Origin of the sequence: Burkholderia sp. Bp9142 (assembly GCF_003853415.1) — a bacterium.
Classification (GTDB): domain Bacteria; phylum Pseudomonadota; class Gammaproteobacteria; order Burkholderiales; family Burkholderiaceae; genus Burkholderia.
Genome location: NZ_QTPP01000014.1, coordinates 22,105 through 46,527 on the forward strand (window position 1 = coordinate 22,105; position 24,423 = coordinate 46,527).

Annotated in this window: 19 protein-coding genes; 9 read left to right on the forward strand and 10 right to left on the reverse strand. The window is 68.0% G+C overall.

Going from position 1 to position 24,423, the window contains the following annotated elements; translation table 11 throughout:
* Positions 1-14: 14 nt before the first annotated feature.
* The 6 genes from DIE22_RS17470 to DIE22_RS17495 form a co-directional block, all read right to left on the reverse strand.
* Complete coding sequence (locus DIE22_RS17470; RefSeq protein WP_185640642.1) at positions 15-2,456, reverse strand: glycosyl hydrolase 2 galactose-binding domain-containing protein; 2,442 nt, start codon at positions 2,454-2,456, stop codon at positions 15-17.
* A gap of 29 nt (positions 2,457-2,485) precedes the next feature.
* Positions 2,486-3,541 carry a DUF1839 family protein gene (locus DIE22_RS17475; protein WP_124605667.1) on the reverse strand — a complete coding sequence of 352 codons (1,056 nt, stop codon included), beginning with the start codon at positions 3,539-3,541 and terminating at the stop codon, positions 2,486-2,488.
* Positions 3,538-4,518, reverse strand: a complete 981-nt coding sequence (locus DIE22_RS17480; RefSeq protein WP_124497987.1) for an amino acid--[acyl-carrier-protein] ligase — start codon at positions 4,516-4,518, stop codon at positions 3,538-3,540. Before DIE22_RS17480 ends, DIE22_RS17475 begins: the two co-directional genes overlap by 4 nt.
* Positions 4,515-5,711, reverse strand: coding sequence for an acyl-CoA dehydrogenase family protein (locus DIE22_RS17485; protein WP_124605668.1), 1,197 nt, complete (start codon positions 5,709-5,711; stop codon positions 4,515-4,517). Before DIE22_RS17485 ends, DIE22_RS17480 begins: the two co-directional genes overlap by 4 nt.
* Complete coding sequence (locus DIE22_RS17490; RefSeq protein ID WP_057928325.1) at positions 5,708-5,959, reverse strand: acyl carrier protein; 252 nt, start codon at positions 5,957-5,959, stop codon at positions 5,708-5,710. The genes DIE22_RS17485 and DIE22_RS17490 overlap by 4 nt, the downstream gene beginning before the upstream one ends.
* 170 nt (positions 5,960-6,129) lie before the next feature.
* Complete coding sequence (locus DIE22_RS17495; protein WP_185640637.1) at positions 6,130-6,912, reverse strand: Crp/Fnr family transcriptional regulator; 783 nt, start codon at positions 6,910-6,912, stop codon at positions 6,130-6,132.
* 918 nt (positions 6,913-7,830) lie between these two features.
* Between DIE22_RS17495 and DIE22_RS17500 the strand changes: the two genes are divergently transcribed.
* Complete coding sequence (locus tag DIE22_RS17500) at positions 7,831-8,613, forward strand: Crp/Fnr family transcriptional regulator (RefSeq protein ID WP_124497990.1); 783 nt, start codon at positions 7,831-7,833, stop codon at positions 8,611-8,613.
* Between the two features lie 32 nt (positions 8,614-8,645).
* Positions 8,646-10,031, forward strand: a complete 1,386-nt coding sequence (locus tag DIE22_RS17505) for an undecaprenyl-phosphate glucose phosphotransferase (RefSeq protein ID WP_124605719.1) — start codon at positions 8,646-8,648, stop codon at positions 10,029-10,031.
* An 82-nt stretch (positions 10,032-10,113) separates the two neighbouring features.
* On the opposite strand, the gene DIE22_RS38260 is transcribed toward DIE22_RS17505, so the two are convergent.
* Complete coding sequence (locus DIE22_RS38260; protein WP_185640638.1) at positions 10,114-10,287, reverse strand: hypothetical protein; 174 nt, start codon at positions 10,285-10,287, stop codon at positions 10,114-10,116.
* A 340-nt stretch (positions 10,288-10,627) separates the two neighbouring features.
* Here DIE22_RS38260 and DIE22_RS39215 point away from each other — a divergent pair, with 340 nt between their 5' ends.
* Together DIE22_RS39215 and polX are read left to right on the forward strand one after the other, a co-directional pair.
* Positions 10,628-11,020 carry a TraR/DksA family transcriptional regulator gene (locus DIE22_RS39215; protein WP_124497991.1) on the forward strand — a complete coding sequence of 131 codons (393 nt, stop codon included), beginning with the start codon at positions 10,628-10,630 and terminating at the stop codon, positions 11,018-11,020.
* A 167-nt stretch (positions 11,021-11,187) separates the two neighbouring features.
* A complete protein-coding gene (gene polX, locus DIE22_RS17515; RefSeq protein ID WP_124605669.1) occupies positions 11,188-12,945 on the forward strand; it encodes a DNA polymerase/3'-5' exonuclease PolX in 1,758 nt (585 codons plus the stop codon).
* A 28-nt stretch (positions 12,946-12,973) separates the two neighbouring features.
* On the opposite strand, the gene ald is transcribed toward polX, so the two are convergent.
* Positions 12,974-14,089, reverse strand: a complete 1,116-nt coding sequence (gene ald, locus DIE22_RS17520) for an alanine dehydrogenase (protein ID WP_124497993.1) — start codon at positions 14,087-14,089, stop codon at positions 12,974-12,976.
* Positions 14,090-14,447: 358 nt separating this feature from the next.
* On the opposite strand from ald, the gene DIE22_RS17525 reads away from it, so the two are divergent.
* The 5 genes from DIE22_RS17525 (at position 14,448) to DIE22_RS17550 (ending at position 21,370) form a co-directional block, all read left to right on the forward strand.
* The gene (locus DIE22_RS17525; protein WP_124497994.1) at positions 14,448-14,864 is read left to right on the forward strand and encodes a DUF3995 domain-containing protein; all 417 of its coding nucleotides are present in this window, start codon (positions 14,448-14,450) and stop codon (positions 14,862-14,864) included.
* A 647-nt stretch (positions 14,865-15,511) separates the two neighbouring features.
* Positions 15,512-16,252 carry a gluconate 2-dehydrogenase subunit 3 family protein gene (locus tag DIE22_RS17535; protein ID WP_124605670.1) on the forward strand — a complete coding sequence of 247 codons (741 nt, stop codon included), beginning with the start codon at positions 15,512-15,514 and terminating at the stop codon, positions 16,250-16,252.
* Complete coding sequence (locus DIE22_RS17540; protein ID WP_124605671.1) at positions 16,252-18,030, forward strand: GMC family oxidoreductase; 1,779 nt, start codon at positions 16,252-16,254, stop codon at positions 18,028-18,030. Before DIE22_RS17535 ends, DIE22_RS17540 begins: the two co-directional genes overlap by 1 nt.
* Entirely contained in the window at positions 18,027-19,445 is a 1,419-nt protein-coding gene (locus DIE22_RS17545; protein WP_124605672.1) for a cytochrome c, read from the forward strand. Before DIE22_RS17540 ends, DIE22_RS17545 begins: the two co-directional genes overlap by 4 nt.
* A gap of 209 nt (positions 19,446-19,654) precedes the next feature.
* Positions 19,655-21,370, forward strand: coding sequence for a cation:proton antiporter (locus DIE22_RS17550; RefSeq protein ID WP_124605673.1), 1,716 nt, complete (start codon positions 19,655-19,657; stop codon positions 21,368-21,370).
* Between the two features lie 155 nt (positions 21,371-21,525).
* Here DIE22_RS17550 and DIE22_RS17555 read toward each other — a convergent pair whose 3' ends face one another.
* Together DIE22_RS17555 and DIE22_RS17560 are read right to left on the reverse strand one after the other, a co-directional pair.
* Entirely contained in the window at positions 21,526-23,421 is a 1,896-nt protein-coding gene (locus DIE22_RS17555) for a penicillin-binding protein 2 (protein WP_124605674.1), read from the reverse strand.
* A 375-nt stretch (positions 23,422-23,796) separates the two neighbouring features.
* Positions 23,797-24,144 (reverse strand): DUF3564 family protein, encoded by a 348-nt coding sequence (locus DIE22_RS17560; protein ID WP_124498000.1) that lies wholly within the window; start codon positions 24,142-24,144, stop codon positions 23,797-23,799.
* Positions 24,145-24,423: the final 279 nt, after the last annotated feature.

Genomic DNA, 24,423 nt, shown 5'->3' on the forward strand with positions numbered 1-24,423 from the left:
CGGCCCCGCTCGTGTCAGCCGGCCGGCGCCGCGCGCACGGTTCGCGCGGCATTGACCGCGCGGATCTCGACGCTCGGCGGCACGCCGGCGGTCCGATGGCCGCCGGTATCGTCGAGCGGCACGAGCGCGACGCGTGCCGGCGTGCCGGGCGCGAGATCGAACCAGTCGTCGCACGGCACGAAGCCCGGCGCGTCGATCTGCACGTGACGTGCGACGTGGCGCGTGTCGATGTCGACGTGCCACGTGTCATCGGTGCGCGACACGCATGCCTCGATGCCGGGCTCGCGGCGTGCGAACACGGCCGGATGCGTGCGGGACGGGAAGTAGAAGGCCTGCGACAGCAGCGTGCCGTCGTCGGCGCGCAGCGTCGCGACGACGGTGTCGTGCTCGCGGGGGCCGAAGCGATACGCATAGGTCCAGTCGAAGAAGCGGCCGAGCAATTCGGCCGAGCCGAGCCGCACCGTGTCGTGCGCGGCAATCCGGACGGGCCCGCCGGCGCGTGCGACCGGCGTGCGGCCGTCGCGCAGCGCGACCAGCTCGACGGCCGCCGGCAGCGGCGCCGGCCGCTCGTTGATCACGTGCACGTCGAGGCCGTTCAGCCCTTCGTCGACGAGCAGGACCTGCACCGGCTGAAGCACCTGGCGCAGCGCATACCACGCCGATTTCGGCCGATGCGTCGCATCGAGCAGGCCCCATCCGGCGCCCGCCATCACGTCCTGGAACTGCCAGACGAGCGCTCCCGCGCAGCGCGAGCCGGTGCGCCGCCATTCGGAGAACGTGTCCCGCATCAGGTCCGCGATCGCCGCGCGCGACAGCTCGAAGTAGCGCGACGGATCCTCGCGCCGCAAGCGATCGGGCACCACGTCGTACAGCGTCTGCAGATAGTGATCGCGAATATCGTCGAAATCCCAAGATGTGCCGGGGTCGCGCGGCACGGCCTCCTTCCAGCGCGGCTCATGAACGCCCGGCCAGCCGAGGCTCGCGAGCATCGCATCGCATGGCACGTTCGCGAACGCGAGGCATTCGCTCGCGAAGCGCACGTCGGCGCGACGCGCGTCGTCGAGCGGGCGCAGGTATGCGCCGACACCGTAGTAGTGCGACACGCGCTCGCGCGGCATGAACGGCAGCGCGCCGCCGTCGGGCGAGTCGGAGACGTAAAGCGCGTCGGGCCGCCGTGCCGCCGCATGGCCGGCGAGGCGCTCGGCGCTCAGTTCGAGGAAGCGCTGCTTCGGCCCGAGCCCCGACATCGCGGCCTGCTGCGCGATCTCGCTGCCGCCGCACAGCACCGCGAGCGACGGCGACGCGCGGTGGCGCGTGAGAAACTGTTCGGCTTCGCGATCGACGGCCTGCGCGAACGCGCGATCGTCGAGCGCGTAGTCGAAGTTCGCGAACATGAAGTCCTGCCAGACCAGCAGCCCGAGCCGGTCGCACCACGCGTGGAATGCGTCGGCCTCGTAGGTCATCGTGCCGCCGACGCGAATCATGTTGAAGCCGGCGTCGCGCGCGAGCCCAAGTAAACGGCCGTAGGTCGCGTCGTCCGCGTGCAGCGCGAGCGGCGCGGCGCTGCTCCAGCATGCGCCGCGCGCGAACACGCGCACGCCGTTCACGCGCAGCCCGAACCCGTTGCCGTCGTCGCCCGCGTCCTGCTCGATCGTGCGGAAGCCCGTCGCGCCGAGCGGCATTCGTTCGGCGCCGATATGCAGCGCGACGTCGTAGAGCACCGGTTCGCCGTGCGTGTGCGGCCACCAGCGGCGCACGTCGGGCACCGCGACGGTTGCATGCAACCGATCGGCGCCGCTGCGCTCGAGCGTCGCGTGATGTTCGCCGCACGACAGCCGGGCCGCGAACGCGTCGGGCAGCGGCGCGGCGAACGCGAGGTCCGCATCGAGCCAGCCGGTGTCGCCGTCGATGCGCGCATGCAGGTCGCAATGGACGAGAATCGGGCCGTCGGCCGGATCGAGCACGTCGACGGGCCGCCATGGTCCGGTCGGCACGCAGCGCGGAAACCAGCCGGGCATGTGCCCGAGCAGCGACGTGCGAACGGTGCGCAGCGTCGCCGGTTCGGCCAGTCGCGTGCGCCAGCGTGCACGGCGCGGTGCGCGTGCATCGCGCAGGTGCGGCGCGAGGGCTTGGAAGCAGAGGGTGAGCCGGTGTGTGCCGTCGAGCGGCACGGGCACGTCGTGCGCGACGAACATGCTGTCCGAGCGCAGGATCGGCGTGTCGTCGAGCCATGCTTCGGCGAGCGTCGCGAGCCCGTGAAAGCGCAGTATGCGCGGCCCGTGCCCGCGCAGTTCGACGCGATACCAGTGGTCGCGCTCGTCGAGCGATGCCGTATCGTCCGGCTGGCCGGCCAGCGCCAGCGCTTGGGCGACCGTGCCGGGGACGGGGGCGGCGATCCAGCCATCGGCGGGGAGTTCGAGCGGCCCGCGCACGGCGCCCGCGGCCGTCGCGAGCATCGACCACGCAAGCGCCGTGCTCGCGCGTGTCACCGCATCACCGGCACGGCGGCCGCGTCGATGCGAACGGGCACCGCATGCTGCAACGGCAGGGCGATCTGCCGCGCGCAGTCGATCAGGTCGGTGTAAGCCGCTTCGATCGCGTCGAGCGTCGCGTCGCCGCGTTCTTCCTTGCCGCGCGCGCAGGCCCGCGCGAGCCGGAATTCCAGCACCATCGCCTCGGATGCAATGCGGTCGCAGGCGGCGCGAATCTCCGCGAACGGCCCGACGCAGCCGCTTGCCTGCAGCCAGCGCGCGTAATGGCCGAACAGTTCGAAGTTCGCGCCGAGTTGCCGCACCGAATTGAACGAATAGGCATGGAAGCGTTCGAGCGGCGCATCGGCGAGCGACTTCGCATCGCTCTGCAACTGGCGCCGGAACGCCGAGACCGGATTGACGACCGGCAGGCGGCGCAAGTGGTGCTGCAGCGATGCGAGCGACACGTCGCGCAGCGTGCGCTCGTCGAGCGGCGCGAAACGCCGCTTCGCGCATTCGACGTACGGCGGCAGCGACATCGGCGAGCAGTCGCCGACGAGGCCGTTGTAGTCGAAATCCTCGGCCACGTAATATCCGCTGTTGTGGAAGTAGCCGATCTGACGGCGCGTGCGATCGATCGAGTCGATGCCGATCGTCGTCTTCGTATGCTGCGTGCGGTAGCTGCTGCCGCGCGTGTCGGGCAGGAACCACGCGTCGACCTCGACGATCATCAGGTGACCGCGCGCGACTTGCGTCTCGATGTGCTGGTCGAGCGGTTCGTAGATCGAGTGCTCCTGCACGACGATGCCGTAGAGCCGCTCCAGCTCGTCGTGCGGAAACTTGAAGAACGTGAACTGGTCGCCCTCGAAATCGAGCGCGATCGTAAACGGCAGCGCCGCGTACGGATTGAGACCCCACCACCGGAGCACCTCGAGCCACATGTCGACGTAGCAGTTGGTCTGTTTCCAGACCATCTCGTGACTGTGCAGCGGGTGCGGCCGGTAGTGGCGTGCGCGGTGGCGCACGTCCTCGAACGACGCGTCCTCGCCGTCGCGGGACACGAATTTCATCGCGTCCCCCACAGCACGTCGCGGACTTCAACCGGCCATGCGTCGAGGTCGAAGCCGTGATGACGGAACAGCGCGAGCGTCAGCCGCTCGAGACCGAAGCCGACGCAACCCGTGTGCGCGACGTCGCCCGTTGCGGTGCGGATGTCCCACAGCAGCCCGAAGTGATCCATGTGATAGTTGAAGCTCAGGCATGCGGTCTGGCGGTCGTCGTGCTCGATCGGGATCAGCAGCTCGAACTTCAGGTTCTGCTCGCGCTGGCTGTTCGCGACGATCTTGCCGCCGCGCCCGAAGAACGGATCGTTGGCGAGATCGATCGCGTTCGGCAGGCGCAGCGCCTCGATCATCCGCGTGCCGCGCTCCATCCACGTCGCGCGGAACGCGACGATCTGCTCGGGCGTGCCGATCCGGATGTACTCGCGCATCCGGAACAGCTGCATGCGGGTCGGGTCGAGCGACGGCTCGTGGCGGAAGCAGTACGAGAACACGTCGACGATGCGGCCGTCGTCGGGCAGCGCACCCGCGCGCGCGACGACCGGATAGACCGGGTAGCAGGCGGCCGGCGTCATGACGACGTAGGTCGGCTTCTGGTCTTCGGTCCAGTCCTCGCCGCGATCGAGGCACTGCAACAGGCGCTGGTGCCGTCGTTCGTCGCCGCGGAACGCATGCACGCTGCCCGCGAGTTGCGGGAAGCTCTTCATGTATTCGCTGCGCTCGAATTCGGTGCGGCTCATCGCCGGCGGAAAGCGCAGCACTTCGGCCTGCTGGTCGGCGCCGAGACGCGTGACGAAGGCGTCGAGCGCTTCGACGACGCGCTCGAACCGCTCGCTGCGGCCGAACAGGCCCTGGATGCCGGTCGACACGAGCAGGCCCGCATCGATCAACTCGTCGCGCAGCGGATTGACGCCTGCGCGATCGAGCGGCGCGTCGGACGGAGTGGCAGCGGAAGCGGCGGAGGGCACGGAGAGGCGGTCGTTCACGAATGTTTCTCCAGCGTCGCGGGACGCAGTGCGAGCAGCAGGCTCGAGGTATTGGCGGCAATGCGGTCGTTGCTGATCATCAGCGGCGCCGCGTGCAGGTCGCGAAGGTGGCGGCCGATGCTGAACGGCGTGCCGTGCTTGTAGCCGGCCATCCCGCAGATCATCATTGCCTGTTGCACGACCTCGAGAGCCGTCGACGACACATAGGTCTTCAGCGTGTTGATCTCGGCGGCCCAGGCCATGCCGCCCGACCACGAGCGGGTAGACGCGCTTGAATAGAGGCGCAGCACGTTGTCGACGCGCGCCTGCATCGCCTGCATCAGCGCAAGCGATTCGGCGATGCGCCGCGACGCGGGCGACGGAGCGCCGTCGGTCTGGCGCGCCTGCGCGCGGAAGAACTGGTGCGCGCGATGGAACGCGTCGCCGGCCACCCCGATCCATACCGCCGCCCACAGGATGTGCGAAACCGGCACCATCGTCTGCTCGGCGATCTGCGCGAAGGGCACGGGCAGGCACTGGACGGTCGCGCCCTGTGCGTCGAGCACGAATCCGTTGCTGCACGTGCCGCGCATGCCGAGCGTGTCCCATTCGCCGCGGCGCGTGAGCGTATAGCCGTCGCGCAGCAGCGTGACGAGCACCTGTTCGGACGCCGGCGCGTCGGCATCGCGCCGCGCGGTCGCGAGGATGCCGTCCGCGTAATCGCCGTACGAGATCGTCGGCGCGGATTTGTGCAGCCGGAATTCGCCGCCGCTGGTCTCGAGCGCGCACTGGCTCGCGCGCAGGTTGCCGCCGACGCCGTCCTCCGACGTCGCCGACGCGAGCAGCCACTGATGGCGCACGAGCTGCTGGAGGAACAGCTTGTGCCAGCCCTGGTCGGCCGCGTGGTTGGCGATGCAGGCGACCTGGATCTGGTGCATCGCGAACACCATCGCCGACGATGCGCAGGCCTGGCCGAGGATCGAGCATGCCGATGCGATGTCGGCCAACGACGCGCCCGCACCGCCGAGCTGGGTGGGGACCATCGCGCTCAACAGGCGGCGTGCGCGCATGGCCTCGATCGCCTCGACGGGGCAGCGCGCGTCACGATCGACGGCGTCCGCGTGCTGGGCGGCGATTTGCGCGACCGCATGCGCGGCCTCGTCGAGCCGGCGTGCTTCGTCGTCGGCCGCGAGTTCCGGAAGCAGCGCGCTCATGCCGAATGCTCGGAGCGTTGCAGGGTCGCGATCGTGTCCGCGAGTGCGTCGATGCTGCGGAACAGATTGCGGTTGAGCATCTCGTCGGGAATCTCGATGTTGAACTGCTTCTCGATCGCGAGCATCAACTGGATCGTGTCGAGCGAGGAGAGGCCCGCTTCGTAGAGGTCGTCCCCGTCACCGATCGAATCGATCGCGGCTTCGAGGTGGGCGACGTGCTTGAGGATGGTTCTGATGTCGTTTTTCACGTGCTGCTCCGGCGTGCGTGTGGTGTCGTCCGCACGGGCGGACGCGCGCAGCGCGCTGGCATCCCCCCGGCAGTCCGGCATCAGTAGACCATTCGCACGCACGGCGTTCTGTTCGCCACCCTACAATCGGCTGACTCGGATCGCACGCGTCAGCCGACATGCCGTTCGCATCACGCGCGCGCCGCGGCCGCCACGCCCGAGTCGGCCGACAGGATGCGCCTTATCTCGTCGCGCACGATCGCGCGGCAGCCGCACGACAGTTTCTCGAGGCCGGCCAGATCGGCGAGCACGATCGAACTCCGGTACTGGCGGATCAGGCCGAGCTTCTGGATCTCCCCGGCTGCGTCCGTGACCGTCTCGCGCCGCACGCCGAGCATCTGCGCGAGCATGCTGTGGGTGACCTGGATCTCGATGCTGCGCGTCCGGTCGTACGCGAGCAGGAACCATCTGCATAACTGATGTTTGAGTACATGATGGCGGCTGCAGAACGTGATCTGCGATACCTGGGCCATCAGCAGCCGCACGCAGACGAACACGAGATGGCGGATCACCGGCGACGCGTCGAACGCGGCGGCGAAGATTCGCCGGTCGAGCCGGTAGACGAAGCCGTCGCGGCATGCGACGGCGCGGCACGGCATCCGGCCGCTGCCGCCGATCACGTCGTCGCACACGACGCTCTCGCTGCCGATTTCGGCAACTTCGAGCGTCATGCCGCCGGACGACACGTATTGCAGCGAAATCGCCGTCGTGACGGGCAGATAGACCGCGGCGAGCATTTCACCGGGCTCGCACAACACCTGGCCCGATTTCAGGTGAACGAGTTGAAGGTTGGCAATCAGCGTGGCGCGTTCGTCGCGGTCGAGGGCCGCGAGAAACCGGTTGGCGTCGAAGCTGTGGGAAAGCTCGATCATGCCGTTCGCGTGGGCGACGGCGTCATTGGCCTGGTGAGTCACGGCGCATCCTCGTAGGGGGGCGATCGCACATCGCGCGGCGGCATCCACGGGGATTTGGCACGCGCGTGCGGACTTGTGTTCGTCGGAATTCGAATTCCGATGGCGGGAAAAGGCTAGCACGCAACTGAATTCGATAAATTGCGTATTACGTAATTTCACAAAGTTTGACGATTCAGCGTAAATTCAATCGTTATATGGATTTGAAGTTTCTGTTTTCGTGAGCTAATCGCCTTGAGATGGATTGATGGATGGGGCGTGAATTGGTGTCGATCGTGAATTAATCCGGTGAGCGGCGCGAATCGTACAATGAAAAATCATGGATGCATTGAACATTATTTGACAATCGATGATTGTGTTTAATTTTTCCTCAATGAAATCATGGTCTTATCGGAAATTTGTGTGATGTATTACAAATCCGTTAATTGATGGGTCGATTCAAGATTGAGACAGTTTCAAACGGCCAGTAGGGGCGCGGCGCTCTGCCCGGGCGTCGCGATGAGACATCGCGGAAACAATTGAAAACACGCCGTAAGTATTTGAACGATAAGCTCCCGCGCGCCGCTGCCGGCGCCACTGCGTGCACCGTGGTCATTGATCAGTCGAATCGCGTGTTGTGTCCGCGACGGCGGTGGGTGTCCGGAAATGAGACGCTTTTTGCGACTTGTTGCCGGCTATTCGGGCGTTCTAAATCGCGAGTCATTTATATATTAAGGATGGAGCGGGTATTGGCACGTAAATCGCTTATTCGGACGGGCGTGTCGAGACGGGACTGCCGATTCGATCCGGCGGCGCGAAGCCGCAGGTCGATTGGATCGAGGGTTGTGGGCCGCAACCCGTGCCGCCGTCCGGGCGCGCATCGCGATAACGAGTTCCGCTGGCGCGGCTGCATGCGGCGCGGACGATAAAAGGGATACAGACATGCTTCATCTTCACTCGAGCTTCTCGGCGAATGCCATTCTTGATGCCCTCCCGGAGGACAGCATCCGTGCCATTGCACCGCACCTCGAGCTGGTCAGGATCAAGGCCGGCATGCTCGACCGGGTCGGGGAACCGATGCGTCACCTGCATTTCCCGACGACCGCCATGATGTCGGTGCAGCACCTGATGGAGGACGGGGCGATGGTCGAGATCGCGGTGGTCGGCCGCGAAGGCGTGGTCGGCCTGGCGACGCTCGTCGGCGGCACCGCGGTGTCGAACCGCGTCGAAGTCCGCATCGGCGGGATGGCCTATCGCGTGCCGACCTGCGTGATGCGCTCGGAATTCGAACGTTCGCCGGCGACGTATCGCCTGCTGCTGAACTACTGTCAGGCGACGATGGCGCAGATTTCGCGCAGCGCGCTGTGCAACCGGCATCATTCGGTCAGCGAGCAATTGAGCCGCTGGCTGCTGCTCGCGCACGACCGGATCGACGGCGATGAACTGGCCGTCACGCAGCAGACGATCGCGAACATGCTCGGCGTGCGTCGCGAAGGCGTGACGGAGGCGGCCGGCAATCTGCAGGAGGCCGGGTTGATCCGGCAGCGTCGTGGCCGCATCACCGTGCTCGACCGCGATGGCCTGGAGCGTCAGGCATGCGAGTGCTACGAGCTGATTCGCGCGGACTATCGCCGGCTGCTCGGCTCGCGAGCCGGCGCGCGATCGCTGCCGGTGCGGCCGCGCATGCAGGACATGCACGGCGGATTCCCCGTGCACGGTGCGTGACGATGCATGCGAGGGCGGGTGGAATGAATGCGATGCGGCGTGCCGCGATCGCCACGGCCGATGTTGCGCTCGTGCTGGCGGGGACCCTCGCCGCACAAGCTGCGATGGGGCTTGCGTGGCGTGATCTGTCGGATGCGCAGCGCGGCGCGATTGCATTGCTGTGCGTGCTGACCGTCGCGCTGTTGCCGCGCACCGTGCGCGTGCCGCGCGTCGCGGCGTCACCGCATGGCAGCGGCGCCGTGCTGACGCGCACGGTGCTTGCCGTCGTGTGCGCGGGCACGCTGACGCTGGTCGGCACGATGTGGGTCATGAACCGCGGCGGCACCGTCACGACGCGCTGGATCGCGCGGACGGTGCTGTCCGGTGACACGGCGCTGCTGCTCGGCAGGCTGGCGCTATGCACGCTGGCGATGAAGCGCGGCGATCCGCACGCGCGGCAGCGGCGGGTCGCGGTCGTCGGCGCGACCGCTTATGGACGCGTGGCGATCGAGCGAATGCAGCTCGAGCCGGCCGGACCGTTCGCGGCGGCCTGCGTGTTCGACGACGATGCGCCGGCCGCGGCGGACGGGATCGGCGGCGTGCCGGTGATCGACGAATGGGGCGCGCTGCGGCGCATGATCCGCGCCGGCGAGATCGACGAAGTGTGGCTCACGCTGCCGATGTCGCACGAGTCGCGCATCCAGCGCATCGTGCGCGAACTGCGCGACGAGTTCGTCGAGCTGCGGCTGTTGCCGGACGTGCGGCAGATGGCAGTCGTCGAGCGTTCCGCGACCGATGTGCTCGGCATGCCGGCCATCAACCTCGCGACCACGCCGCGCTCCGCGCCGGAATGGTGGGCGAAGTTCGCGTTCGACCGGCTGTTCGCGGTCGCCGTACTGATCCCGTTGCTGCCGCTGCTCGCGGTGCTGGCGATCGCGGTGAAGGTGTCGTCGCCGGGGCCCGTATTGTTCAGGCAGCGCCGCAAGGGGGCCGACGGGCGCGAATTCCATATCCTCAAGTTCCGGACGATGCGCGTGCATCGCGCACAGCCCGGTGTCGTGCGGCAGGCCTCGCGCAACGATGCGCGCATCACGCCGGTCGGCGCGTTCCTGCGGCGCACGTCGCTCGACGAGCTGCCGCAATTCTTCAACGTGCTGTTCGGCCAGATGTCGGTGGTCGGCCCGCGTCCGCACGCGATCGAACACGACGACTTCTACCGGCAACTGATCGACTGCTACATGTATCGCTATCGCGTGCGGCCGGGGATCACCGGATGGGCGCAGGTGAACGGCTATCGCGGCGAGACGCGCAAGGTCGAGGCGATGGCCGCACGCGTGAAGTTCGACCTGTTCTACATGCAGAACTGGAGCTTCTGGTTCGACATGCAGATCATCATGATGACGGTCGTGCGCGGCTTCGTCGGACGCAATGCGTTTTAATGGAGAGGATTGCGAAGTATTCCGTGTAAGATTTCTCGCCCTCGATGCGACGTGCACTTCGACCGCGAACCACAAGCCGAACTCAGCTGTCCGCCGGCGGCTGCCCGGCCGCCGGCAACGCAGCGGGCGAGACAGCAGGGTGGGTGTCGGGTGCGGCTTGCGCGCTCGACGGCTGGATGGCGTGCTGGATCGTCGGCACGACCATCGTCGGGAACAGGGCCGCAAGGGCCACCCAGATGACGACGCCGAACAACATGACGTTCTCCCGGAAAGCCGCGGGTTCGCCGCGCATGCTTTCAATCTATGACGCAACTTTTTTCAGGGGATTGATCGACCTCAAGGCCGCTGCGTCTGACGAATGCGGCCGCGCAGGTTTTCGCGTCGGTCCCCGGTTTTCGCGCGCACGGCGGGTGCTGAAGCCGGCCAACACATGCGTGTGCATTGAGGTTATGCTGCGTCGAATGCGTCCGGCGCTTCGTGCGGCCGGGCGCGTATCCGGGCGCGGCGAGCCAGGCATGCCGGCCCGCCGTGCACCGGCGCGACAACCGCGCGCCGCATGCCTCATTGCGCGGAACCCGGAAAAAGGAGAGACGGCGATGGCGCTCGACCAAGAGCAACGGCAGACGCTGCAGCGGCGGCTGACCGAGAGCGAGCAGGCGTTGCGGGCGGATATCCGGACGACCGAGGACCAGCGCGCTTCGGAGTCCTATGCCGAACTCGCCGGCGCGGCGCCTGACGAGGGCGACGAGGCGAATGCCGATCTGTTCGTCGACATGGATCATGCATTGATCGGGCTGAAGCTGGCCGAGTTGCGCGCGATCGGGCGCGCGCAGCAGCGCATGCGCGACGGCAGCTACGGCGAGTGCATCGATTGCGATGCGCCGGTCGGCTACGAGCGCCTGCTCGCGCGGCCGGCCGCCGAGCGCTGCACGCATTGCCAGTCGGTGTACGAGCGTCGCTACGCGACGCCGCCGCGCGCATCGCTCTGACGTCGGGGCCGGGGGCGCGCAACCCGCGGGGCCCGCGCAGCGCGACACGGACAATCGGCGCAGGATGACCAACGTGCGCCCGCCGCCGTCGACATGCGGCGCCGGGCGGGCAGACGCCTGCGCGCCAGCGCATGGCGCCATCCACGTGGAAGGGAGCCACGCCGATCATGCCGATCCACAATGCCCAGTGCGCGGCCGTGTTCGCGGAAATCGCCGACATGCTCGAGATCCAGGGCGCGAATCCGTTCCGGATACGCGCCTATCGCAACGCGGCGCGTACGATTGCCGACTACGGGCGCGACATTCCGGCGATGATCGCGAACGGCGGCGATCCGGGCCAGATTCCATCGATCGGCGCCGATCTCGCGGCGAAGCTGCGCGAGATCGCCGCGACCGGCACCTGCGAACTGCAGCAAACGCTGCGCCATGCATTGCCGGGCGCGATCGTCGAACTGCTCGACGTACCGGGGCTCGGCGCGAAACGCGTGAAGGCGCTGCATGACGCATTGCACGTCGACTCGCTCGAACAGCTGCGCGCCGAAGCGAAGAGTGGGCACGTGCGCGCGCTGCCGGGCTTCGGCGCGAAGACCGAAGCGCATCTGCTCGACGCGATCGACGACCGCCTGCAACGCGAGCCGCAGCGCTTCCTGCTGCCCGATGCCGCGCAATCGCTGACGCCGCTGCTCGAGCGGCTGCGCAAGGTGGCCGGCGTGGGCGAAGCGGTGCCGGCCGGTAGTTTTCGCCGCTGCCGCGAGACGGTCGGCGATCTCGACATCCTCGTGACCGCGCGCGATCCGGCCGCGGTGGCCGACGCATTCGTCGGCTGCAGCGAAGTCGCGCGCGTGCTCGCGAACGGCAAGACGCGTTCGAGCGTCGTGCTCGGCAACGGGCTGCAGGTCGACCTGCGCGTCGTCGACGCCGACGCGTTCGGCGCGGCGCTCGTCTATTTCACGGGATCGAAGGCGCACAACATCGCGCTGCGCCGGATCGCGCAGGCCGGCGGGCTGAAGATCAACGAATACGGCGTGTTCCGTGGCGACGAGCGCATCGCGGGCGCGACGGAGGCCTCCGTCTACGAGGCGATTGGCCTTCACTGGGTGCCGCCCGAACTGCGCGAGGACCGTGGCGAGATCGATGCGTCGCGCGCCGGCACGCTGCCGGCGCTGGTCGAACGCAAGCACGTTCATGGCGACCTGCACGCGCATGCCGACGCGTTGGCCGGGCGCGACGGCCTGCGTGCGATGGCGGACGCGGCCCGTGCGCGCGGGCTCGCCTATCTGGCCGTCACGGACCGCGCGCAGGATGCCGGCGGCGGCCGCGCCGACTGCGGCTGGCTCGTGCGGCAGATCGACGAGATCGACCGCCTCAACGCGTCGTTCGATGACTTCGTGCTGCTGAAGGGCGTCGAGGCCGGCATTCGCGGGGACGGCAGCCTCGATGTGCCCGACGACGTGCTCGGTCGGCTCGACCTCGTCGTCGGCGCGGTGCGCGACGGCTTCGACCTGCCGTGCGACGCGCAGACCGAGCGGATCCTGCGCGCGATCGATCATCCGTATTTCACGATCCTCGCGCATCCGACCGGCCGGCTGCTCGGCGAACGCGACGCATGCGAACTCGACGTGCCGCGCGTGCTCGCCGCGGCCGCCGCGCGCCACTGCTTCGTCGAACTCGACGGCGACCCGCGGCGGCTCGATCTGCCGGACGTGTGGTGTCGCGAGGCGGCGAAAGCCGGCGTCGCGGTCGCGATCGGCTCGGACGCGCGGTGCGCGGACGATCTCGACAACCTCGGATACGGTATCGGCCAGGCGCGGCGCGGCTGGCTCACCCGGCACGACGTGCTCAACACGCGCACGCTCGCGCAACTGCGGCCGCTGCTGGCGCGCACGATGGGTGCGAGCGCCGCGTCGAAGCGCGGCCGCCCGTAGGGTGAGTGACGGCGCGCGTGCGCGACGGTCAGGCCAGCACGTCTTCCGCCGGGACGTACGGCAGGCCGAGCGCGAGCGCGACGGCCTCGTACGTGATGTGGCCGTCGCATACGTTCAGGCCCGCGCGCAGATGCGGGTCGTCGGTCATCGCGCGTTTCCAGCCTTTGTCGGCGAGTGCGAGCGCATGGCCGAGCGTCGCGTTGTTCAGCGCAAACGTCGACGTGCGCGCGACCGCGCCCGGCATGTTGGCGACGCAGTAGTGCACGACGCCGTCGACGACGAAGGTCGGCTGCGCATGCGTCGTTGCATGCGATGTCTCGAAGCAGCCGCCCTGGTCGATCGCGACGTCGACGACGACGGCGCCCGTGCGCATCGTCGCGATCATGTCGCGCGTGACGAGCCGCGGCGCCGACGCGCCCGGCACCAGCACCGCGCCGATCACGACGTCGGCGTCGCGCACGGCTTCGTCGATCGTGTGCGCATTCGAGCAGACGGTCGTGATCCGGTTCGCGAAGACCAGGTCGAGCTGGCGCAGCCGGCCCACATTCGTGTCGAGCACGGTGACGCGCGCACCGAGGCCGACCGCCATCTGCAGCGCACCGGTGCCCACCACGCCCGCGCCGAGCACCACGACGTGCGCGGCCGGCACGCCGGGCACGCCGGCCATCAGCACGCCGCGGCCGCCGCGCGGGCTTTCGAGATGCGTTGCCGCGACCTGGATCGACATGCGTCCGGCGACCTCGCTCATCGGCGCGAGCAGCGGCAGCCCGCCGCCTGCGCCCGTCACGGTTTCGTACGCGATGCAGACCGCGCCGGACTTCACGAGCGCGGTCGCCTGCTCGGGATCGGGCGCGAGATGCAGGTACGTATAAAGGATCTGCCCGCGCCGCAGCATCGCGCACTCGGCAGCTTGCGGTTCCTTGACCTTGATGATCATGTCGGCACGCGCGAAGAGGTCGCGCACGTCGTCGCACAGCGCCGCGCCGGCGGCCGTGTAGTCGTTGTCGAGCAGGCCGATCGCGGTGCCCGCGCCGCGCTGCACGAGCACGGCGTGGCCGTGCCGCGTGAGTTCGCGTGCGCCGGCCGGCGTCAGGCCGACGCGGTATTCATGGTTCTTGATCTCTTTCGGCACACCGATCAGCATGAGTCGCCTCCATGGGTATTCGTCATTGTTGTCGTGCCCGAGCGCGCCGCGGTCGTCCGATCGTCCGACCGTGCGTGCCGGCGAACGGCACGTGTGCGACGGTTCCGCATGCACGGTTCGAGTGCCGTATTGGAATAAGAGGGTAGCGGTGCCCGGAGGGAAGTCAAGCGGCGGCCCGGCGCAACGGTGCGCGCGCTGCACCGCAACACGCGGCGCGGCGCATTGCGACCGGACGTCGCAATGCACGCGGCGCGTGGTTTGGGTATCGTCTTGCGTGGTGCGGAACGGGGCCGCACGCCGGAATCCTTCCGGCCGGATCACGACACAACGACACGATGAGACAAGGAACCTTACCGACATGACGGGCGCGTATTTCAGCGTGCCGACGCTTTGCGCGATCGCACTCGTGCACGTCTACTGGGCGTTCGGCGGACGGCTCGGCAAGCGAGCGGCCATTCCGGAACAGGACGGCGTGCCGCTGCTGCGGCCGACCGCGCTCGGCACGTTCGCCATCGCGGTGGCGTTGCTGGCCGGCGCATGGGCGGTGGCGTCGCGCGCGGGCTGGCTGTGGCCGAACCTGTATCCCGGCGCGATCGCGTTCGCGGTCGTTACGCTCGCATTGATCTTCGCGGTGCGCGCGGTCGGCGATTTCCGCTACGTCGGCTTCTTCAAGCGGATCCGCGGGTCGCGTTTCGCGCGGATGGACAGCCTGTATTACTCGCCGCTGTGCGCGGCGCTCGCGTTGTCGATCGCGTCGATGCTGTGGCCGTGGTGAGGGCCGGGCCGGTCGGGACGGCCATTTTGCAGCGAGCGGATCTGTAACGTGCGTCGCGGCGCCGCGGCGGAAAGCGACGACCGGCGCGGGCGACGTCATTCCCCCAAGAAACGACAGGCGCCGATCGGGCGAACCCCGCGCGTGCGTTCAGGTGCCGTGGCGCTCAACAACATGACCGCGCCCACGTATCTCGCGCATTTGGGAAACCGGTTTCCTCATTATTGCGGTTTTCGATGTAATGAATTGCATTGAACCTTTTGGAAATGGAACCGGTTCCATTTATAATTCGCGGCACGTGTCGCCAGGCCCGTCATGAGGGGCGTGCACGTTGCGCTTGCCGTCGTCAGGCGGGGCGTCCAGGTTGAACAGGGCCATGGCGATGAAGGGGCAGATGCGGGCGGTAAGCCGGTATTTGTCCGACCATCAGACCCGCGAAGAGGTCGACCCGCGCGGCGCGCCGGAACCCGCGCGCGTGCGGCTGCATGACGGCGCCGCCGCGCGGTGCGCGGCCGGCATCCGCATCGAGGTTGTTCGCAACACCGCAAGAACAGGGCGGCCGGCCGCGCGCGGCATGGCTGCCGCGTCGGGCATGTCGCATGTGGAATGCGCGTTCCCGAACCACGCTCCCCAACGATCAACATCCGACCATGTCCACGCCACCCGACAAACCCAATTCGCGTCGCCGTTTCCTGCGCACGTCGGTCGCGCTCGTGCCGATCGCGTCGGTCGCCGGTTGCGACCTGCGCGCGTCGTCATCGTCCGCGACCACGGCAGGCAACGCATCCGCCGCGCCGGCCGGCGCCGAACGCGCGCCGTACAAGCCGACCTTCTTCGATGCGAAGGAGTGGGCGTTCGTCCAGGCCGCCGTCGACCGGCTGATCCCGGCCGACGCCGAAGGCCCCGGCGCGCTCGAATCCGGCGTGCCCGAATTCATCGACCGCCAGATGGAAACCCCGTACGCGCACGGCGCGACGTGGTACATGCAGGGGCCGTTCCAGCAGGGCGTGCCCGAGCTCGGCTATCAGCTCAAGCTCGTGCCGCGCGACATCTACCGGCTCGGCATCGCGGCGGTCAACCGCTATTGCGAAAAGGCCCACCGCAAGGCGTTCGCCGAGCTCGACGCGGCGACCCGCGATACCGTGCTCGGCGCACTGGAGAAAGGCGCCGCGCAGATCGACGACGTGCCGTCCACCGTGTTCTTCGGCCAGTTGCTGCAGAACACGCGCGAAGGCTACTTCTGCGATCCGGTGCATGGCGGCAATCACGACATGGCCGCGTGGCAGATGATCGGCTTTCCGGGCGCGCGCGCCGACTTCATGGATTTCGTCAACCAGAACGGCAAGCCCTACCCGTACGGCCCGGTTTCGATCAACGGGGAGCGCACCTGATGGCCGCGGAAAAGAAGCCGCACGTCGATGCGGTGATTGTCGGCTTCGGCTGGACTGGCGCGATTCTCGCGAAGGAACTGACCGAAGCGGGCCTGAACGTCGTCGCGCTCGAGCGCGGCGAGTATCGCGACACCTATCCGGACGGCGCGTATCCGAACACGATCGACGAGCTGACCTACAACGTTCGCAAGAAGCTGTTCCTCGACCTGTCGAAGACGACCGTGTCGATCCGCCACGGCGTGCAGGACACCGCGCTGCCGTACCGGCAGCTCGCCGCGTTCCTGCCGGGCGAGGGCGTCGGCGGCGCGGGGCTGCACTGGTCGGGCGTGCACTTCCGGATCACGCCGGAGGAGCTGCGCCTGCGCAGCCACTACGAAGAGCGCTACGGCAAGAAGTTCATCCCCGCGGGGATGACGATCCAGGACACGGGCGTCAGCTACGACGAGCTCGAGCCGTATTTCGACTTCGCCGAGAAGGTGTTCGGCACGTCGGGGCAGGCGTACAAGGTCGGCGGCAAGGTGGTCGGCGACGGCAACGTGTTCGACGCGAACCGCAGCGACAACTTCCCGCTGCCCGCGCAGCTCAATACGTATTCGGCGCAGCGTTTCTCCGACGCGGCGAAATCGCTCGGCCTGCATCCGTACCGGCTGCCGTCGGCGAACACGTCGGGGCCGTACACGAACCCGTACGGCGTGCAGATGGGGCCGTGCAACTTCTGCGGCTACTGCAGCGGCTACGCGTGCTACATGTACTCGAAGGCGTCGCCGAACCTGAACATCCTGCCCGCGCTGAAGCAGGTGCCGAACTTCGAACTGCGCTCGAAGTGCCACGTGCTGCGCGTGGATCTCGACGACACGAAGAAGCGCGCGACGGGCGTCACCTACGTCGACCCGGCCGGCCGTGAAGTGCATCAGCCGGCCGATCTCGTGATCGTCGCCGCGTTCCAGTATCACAACGTGCACCTGCTGCTGCTGTCGGGTATCGGCAAGCCGTACGACCCGATCTCCGGCGAAGGCGTCGTCGGCCGCAATTTCGCGTACCAGAACCTGTCGACGATCAAGGCGTTCTTCGACAAGGACACGTACACGAACCCGTTCATCGGCGCGGGCGGCAACGGCGTCGCGGTGGACGACTTCAACGCGGACAACTTCGACCACGGCCCGCTCGGCTTCGTCGGCGGCTCGCCGCTGTGGGTGAACCAGGCCGGCGTGAAGCCGATCAGCGGCATCGCGACGCCGCCGGGCACGCCGCAATGGGGCGCCGCGTGGAAGAAGGCCGTGAAGGACAACTACGCGCACACGATCTCGATGGACGCGCACGGCACCAACATGTCGTACCGCGACGTGTACCTCGACCTCGATCCGACCTATCGCGACTCGTACGGCCAGCCGCTCTTGCGGATGACCTTCGACTGGAAGGACAACGACATCAGGATGGCGCAGTACGTGACCGGGCAGATGAAGAAGATCGCGGAGGCGATGGGGCCGAAGGCGATCGGCGTGTCGACGCGCGAGTTCGGCAAGCACTTCGATTCGCGCGCATACCAGACGACCCACCTGGTCGGCGGCGCGGTCATGGGCACCGATCCGAAGACGAGCGTGCTGAACCGCTACCTGCAGTGCTGGGACGTGCACAACGTGTTCGTGATGGGCGCGTCGGCGCTGCCGCAGGGCATTGGCTACAACCCGACCGGGATCATCGCGGCGCTGGCCTACTGGTCGGCACGCGCGATCCGCGAGCAATACCTGAAAAATCCCGCCCCGCTGGTGACCGCATGAAGAGGACAGTGAACCACCACCACGCCGCACGCTGCCTGCCTCCGCTGCGGCGCGCGCTGGCGATCGGCACGGCATGGGCGGCGCTCGGTCTCGCCGGCCCGGCCTTCGCGCAACCGGCGGCCGCCGCGGCTTCGGGCCCGGCAGCCGCACCCGCCGCACAGTCGGCGGACGCGAACCTCGTCAAGCGCGGCGCCTACCTCGCCCGCGCGGGCGACTGCATCGCGTGCCACACGGCGAGCGGCGGCAAGCCGTTCGCGGGCGGGCTGAAGTTCGACACGCCGATCGGCGCGATCTATTCGACCAACATCACGCCGGATCCGAAGACGGGCCTGGGCGGCTGGACGCTCGACGACTTCACCCGCGCGGTGCGCGAGGGCGTCCGCAAGAACGGCGACACGATGTACCCGGCGATGCCGTATCCGTCCTACGCGCGCCTGAACGACGACGACGTGAAGGCGCTGTACGCGTACTTCATGCACGGCGTCGCGCCGGTCGAGCACGAGAACCGCGCGGTCGACATCGTGTGGCCGCTATCGATGCGCTGGCCGCTGACGTTCTGGCGCAAGCTGTTCGCGCCGGCGCCGAAGCCGTTCGATGCGGCGCCGTACACCGATCCGGTGGTCGCGCGCGGCGCGTATCTCGTGCAGGGTCTCGGCCATTGCGGCGCGTGCCACACGCCGCGCGCGGTGACGATGCAGGAGCGCGCGCTGACCGACGCGGGCGGCCTCGACTTCCTGGCCGGCGGCGCGGCGATCGACGGCTGGGTGCCGACGAGCCTGCGCGGCGAGCCGCGCACCGGGCTCGGCACGTGGAACGAGACCGAGATCGTGCAGTTCCTGAAGACCGGCCGCACGCTGCGCACGGCCGCGTTCGGCGGGATGACGGACGTGGTCGGCCACAGCATGCAGCACATGACCGACGACGACCTGAGCGCGATCGCGCGCTACCTGAAGACGCTACCGCCGCGCGTGCAGGGCGAGCAGCCGCACGTGTACGACGCTGCGGCGGCGAAGGCGCTGCGGACCGGCGACGCGAGCAAGCCGGGTGCGGCCGTCTATCGCGACAACTGCATGGCCTGCCACCGCAGCGACGGCCACGGCTACACCCGCGTGTTCCCGGCGCTCGCCGGCAATCCGGTCGTGCAGGGCGACGATCCGACGTCGCTGATCCACGTCGTGCTGGAAGGCAGCGCGCTGCAGGGTACGCATGCGGCGCCGTCGACCTTCACGATGCCGCCGTTCGGCTGGCGCCTGTCGGACCAGGAAGTCGCGGACGTGTCGAACTTCGTGCGCACGAGCTGGGGCAATACGGGCGCGGCGATCACGGCCGCGCAGGTCGCGAAGGTGCGCAAGGGCACGCCGTCGACACGGCCGGAGCCGCCGCCGGGCGCGCGGTTCCCGCAGGCGTCGCGCTGACGCTCGCGGCGGGGCGTCCGGCCCCGCCCGATCGATCCGCGTCGCGGCGCCGGCCGGCCCGCGACGCGCATGCCGCCCGACCGGGGTTGCACCCCGCCATGGCGCGCCACCGCGTGAATTTTTCGCGGGGCGCACCATTTTTTTTGCCTCATCCCTTATCCTTTCATTCTTGAACCTTACTAAATCGTTACAAGAATTCGGGAGGGGGGATGCCTCATGACGTCAGCCTGATTGCGTTGCTCGCGGCCGGTTTCGGTCTCGCGATGATCTTCGGTTACCTCGCGTCGCTGCTGAAAATGCCGCCGCTCGTCGGCTATCTGCTCGCCGGGATCGTGATCGGCCCCGGCACGCCCGGCTTCGTCGGCGACCTGTCGCTCGCGCAGCAGCTCGCCGAAGTCGGCGTGATGCTGCTGATGTTCGGCGTCGGCCTGCATTTTTCGCTCGGTGATCTCCTCGCGGTGCGCAAGATCGCGCTGCCGGGGGCCGTCGTCCAGATTACCGTCGCGACGCTGCTCGGCGGCGGGCTCGCGCTCGCATGGGGCTGGAGCGTCGGCGCGGCACTCGTGTTCGGACTCGCGCTGTCGGTCGCGAGCACGGTCGTGCTGTTGCGGGCGCTCGAGGGGCGCGGGCTCGTCGAGACGGTGAACGGACGCATCGCAGTCGGCTGGCTCGTCGTCGAGGATCTCGTGATGGTGCTCGTGCTGGTGCTGCTGCCGCCCGTCGCGGGGCTGCTCGGCGGCACGCCGCCCGGCGACGTGCAGGCGGCCGGCGGCAGCGTGTGGGGCACGCTCGGCGTCACGATGCTGAAGGTCGCCGCGTTCATCGCGCTGATGCTGGTGGTCGGCAAGCGCGTGTTTCCGCGCATCCTGTGGCTCGTCGCGCGTACCGGCTCGCGCGAGTTGTTCACGCTTTGCATGATTGCCGCGGCGGTCGGCATCGCGTTCGGTGCGGCGAAGTTGTTCGACGTATCGTTCGCGCTCGGCGCGTTCTTCGCCGGGATGATGATGCGCGAGTCGGAATTCAGCCGGCGTGCGGCAGACGAGACGCTGCCGCTGCGCGACGCGTTCTCGGTGCTGTTCTTCATTTCGGTCGGGATGCTGTTCGACCCGAAGGTGCTGCTCGCCGAGCCGCTGCACGTGATCGAGGTCGCGGCGATCGTGCTGATCGGCAAGACGCTCGCGGCGGTCGCGCTCGTGATCGCGTTCCGCTACCCGCTGAATACCGCGCTGACGGTCGGCGCGGGCCTCGCGCAGATCGGCGAGTTCTCGTTCATCCTCGCGGGGCTCGGCCGGGCGCTCGGACTGCTGTCGGCCGAGGGGCAGAGCCTGATTCTCGCGGTCGCGCTGATCTCGATCGCGATGAACACGCTGCTGTTCGCGATGATCGATCCGGCGCTCGCATGGATCCGCGAGCATTCGGCGTTCGCGCGCAAGCTCGAGGCACGCGACGATCCGCTCGCCGCGCTGCCGATGTCGACGCCGCAGACGCACTTGACCGGGCAGGTCGTGATCGTCGGCTACGGCAAGGTCGGCACGCGCATCGCGCATGCGCTGGACGAGCGCGGGATCGCATATGTCGTCGTCGAGCAGAACCGCGAGCTCGTCGAGAAGCTGCGCGCGGACGGCGTCGCGGCCGTGTCGGGCGACGCGATCGAGCCGGTCGTGCTCGTGCAGGCGCATATCGCGCGCGCCGGGATGCTGGTCGTCACGCTGCCGGACGTATTCGACGTGCGGCAGATCGTCGAGATCTCGCGCACGCTGAACCCGACGCTGGAGGTCGTGCTGTGCACGAACAGCAGCGACGAGGCCGACTTGCTGTCGAGCGAGGGCATCGGCACCGTATTCATGGGCGAGAGCGAACTCGCGCGCGGGATGACCGAGCACGTGCTCGGCAGGATGGTGAGGCCGGTGGCGGCTGCGCATTGACGGTCGCGCGGCCGGGTTCGCGCGGCTGGCGGGATGGTGCCGGCCGTCGGAACGTCGGAACGTCGGCAGGGCGCATGCGAGGCATTCGACACGGCGAATAGCGGACCTATTCGCCGGCGGCCGCGCCCGGCAGTACCTTTGGCACCCGGCAGGCTTCAGCCTGCCGCCGCCTTCGTCTGTACGGCCGCGCCGGATTGCGCGGCCGTCTTCACCGGCGTTGCCGCCTTCTGCGCGGCCGCCGTCTTCGGTTGCACCGCGGCCTTCGGCGCCGCGACCGTCTTCTGCGATGCCGCCGCCTTGGCCGGCGCATTCGGCGTCGGCTCGACCGGCGCATCGGGCGGCACGCCGAGCAACTGCAGCGCGCCGCTCGTGACCGACGAGAACACCGGGCCGGCCACCGTGCCGCCGTAGTAGCCCTTGCCGCGCGGCTCGTCGATCATCACCGCGACGATCAGGCGCGGCTCGCTCATCGGCGCCATCCCGGCGAACAGCGCACGGTACTTGCCCTTCGCATAGGTCGCGCCGATCTGCTTGCGTGCCGTGCCGGTCTTGCCGCCGATCCGGTAGCCGTCGACGCGCGCGCGGCGCCCCGTGCCGCCTTCGCCGACCGCCGACTCGAGCATCGTGCGGATCGCCGCCGCGGTTTGCGGCGACGTCACGCGGTGGCCGCGATGGGCATCGATCGTCTGCGGGTCGGCGCCGTTCTTCAGCAGCGACACCGGATGCAGCGTGCCGTCGCCCGCATAGGCGGTGTAGGTCTGCGCGATCTGCAGCAGCGACATCGACAGCCCGTAGCCGTACGCCATCGTCGCTTGCTCGATCGGCCGCCAGCGCTTGTAGCCGCGCAGGCGGCCCGATGCGACACCCGGGAACGTCAGCTCCGGCGCGCGGCCGATCCCGTATTCCTGGTACTTGTTCCAGATCGTTTCGGCAGGCAGGTTCAACGCCAGCTTCGCGAGCGCGACGTTGCTCGACTTCTGCAGCGCTTGCGAGACGGTCAGCGAGCCGTGGTTCGACGTGTCGTGGATCACGGCCGGGCCGATCTTGTAGGTGCCCGGCGACGTGTTGATGATCGTGTTCGGCGTGACCTTGCGTTCGTCGATCGACAGCGCGACGACGAGCGGCTTGATCGTCGAGCCGGGCTCGAACGTGTCGATCACCGCGCGGTTGCGCAACTGCTGGCCCGTCAGCCTGGCGCGATCGTTCGGATCGAAGGTCGGGTAGTTCGCGAGCGCGAGGATTTCGCCGTTCTGCGCGTCGAGCACGACGACGCTGCCCGCCACCGCGTTGTTCTCGATCACCGCTGCCTTGAGCTGGCTGAACGCGAGCTGCTGGATGCGCCGGTCGATCGTCAGTTCGATCGTCGCGCCGTGCTGCGCGGGGACGAGCGGGCGCGTGTCGGACACGATGCGCCCGAGACGGTCGCGGATCACCTCGCGCTGCCCGGAGGTACCCGACAGCCTTGCATTCGCCGCGAGCTCGACGCCTTCCTGGCCCTTGTCCTCGACGTTGGTGAAGCCGACCACGTGCGCGGCCGATTCGCCTTCCGGATAGAAGCGCTTCGAGTCGGCGATCTGCGTGATGCCGTCGATCTGGAGCTTGTCGAGCCGGCTCGCGGTATCGGCGTCGATCTGCCGCTTGAGCAGCACGAACGTACGGTCGTTGCGCAGCCGGCGTTTTACTTCCGCGAGCGGCATGTCGAGCAGCTTCGCGATCTGCGGGTAGTCGATTTCGGCGACCTGTTTCGGGTTCGCCCAGATTTCATAGGTCGACAGGCTGACCGCGAGCATCGCGCCGTTGCGGTCGACGATGCGCCCGCGCATCGCGTCGAGCTCGATCGTGCGCTGGTAGCGCTTCTGGCCTTCCCCGACGTAGAAATCCTGGTTCGCGACCTGCACCCAGAACGCGCGCCCGACGAGCGCGGCGAAACCGAGGGACACCATGATCACGACCAGCTTCGAGCGCCACATCGGCAGGCGTGACGCGAGCATCGGATGCTTGGTCGCGGCGGCGTACGGATCGGCGGGGTGGGTCTTCTTTTTCACGCTCATGCAAGGGCCGGGTCGGGCCGCCGGACGGCGGCTGGGTCAGTCTGAATAATGCGATTGTAATAAAGGAGTAAACGTCGTGTGGGGAAAGTGTGTTTCGGCCCCTTGAAAGAGGGGCATCTTCGACCGGGCACGACCGGAAAATGCGCAAGGAAGGCCGGAACGGCGGCGCGACATGGCTCGCTGGCGGCGACGAAATCGGGGAGGAGAGACGGGGGTTACCGCAAGCGCGCTTCAATTACCCCGGCCCCGATTAATTTCGGGGAGCGGAAAATAAAAAGCGCCCCGAGTGAGGCGCCGTTATTGCTGAATATCGAAATGAATATCGCGGAAACCGGAATAAACCCGGAAACCGCAGAGGATTGCCGTCGCGAATACCTATCGCGCGACGGAAATGAATTCGTGGTTTTCCGACTCCGCGGTGGAACGATCGACCGCCTGCAGGCGCCACGCGCCGTCGGGGTGTTCGCCCGCGAGCACCGCGGGGCCCTGTTCGCGCTGCGTCGGGCTGAACGACAGGCCCTTCAGCTGGCACACGGCGTTTCCACTGTCGGCCGCGCAGAGGGCCATCGCGCCTTCCACGTCCCGCACCTTGCCCCAGGTCGGCAGATCGATGCCCTGGTGTGCCTCGCGTGACCACAGGCCCTCGTCGGTATCGACCCACAGCACCGCGAAGGCGTGCCGGGTTGCCGATTCGCTGCCATTAATCCGAATGGTGAGGCGCATTGGATCGTCTCCTGAAGAAAATGACACATTCGACCGTTTTGGTTTGAACAGTCTAGATAGACTGCCATGAAACGCAAGTGATAATCCTCAATAAATCCGCATTGCGTCTATTGGCGTTTCGGATGAAAGGACGTCTGACGATACGCGCGGATTCGGGTTGCGCGCGCAAACGCAGGCGGCACCGCGATCCGCATGCCGCGGCCGGACGTCGGCGCCGCCCGGGACATGCGATGACTAGGCCGGGGCGCGTCGATGTGTCGCGCCGAAGGGATGGCCCCG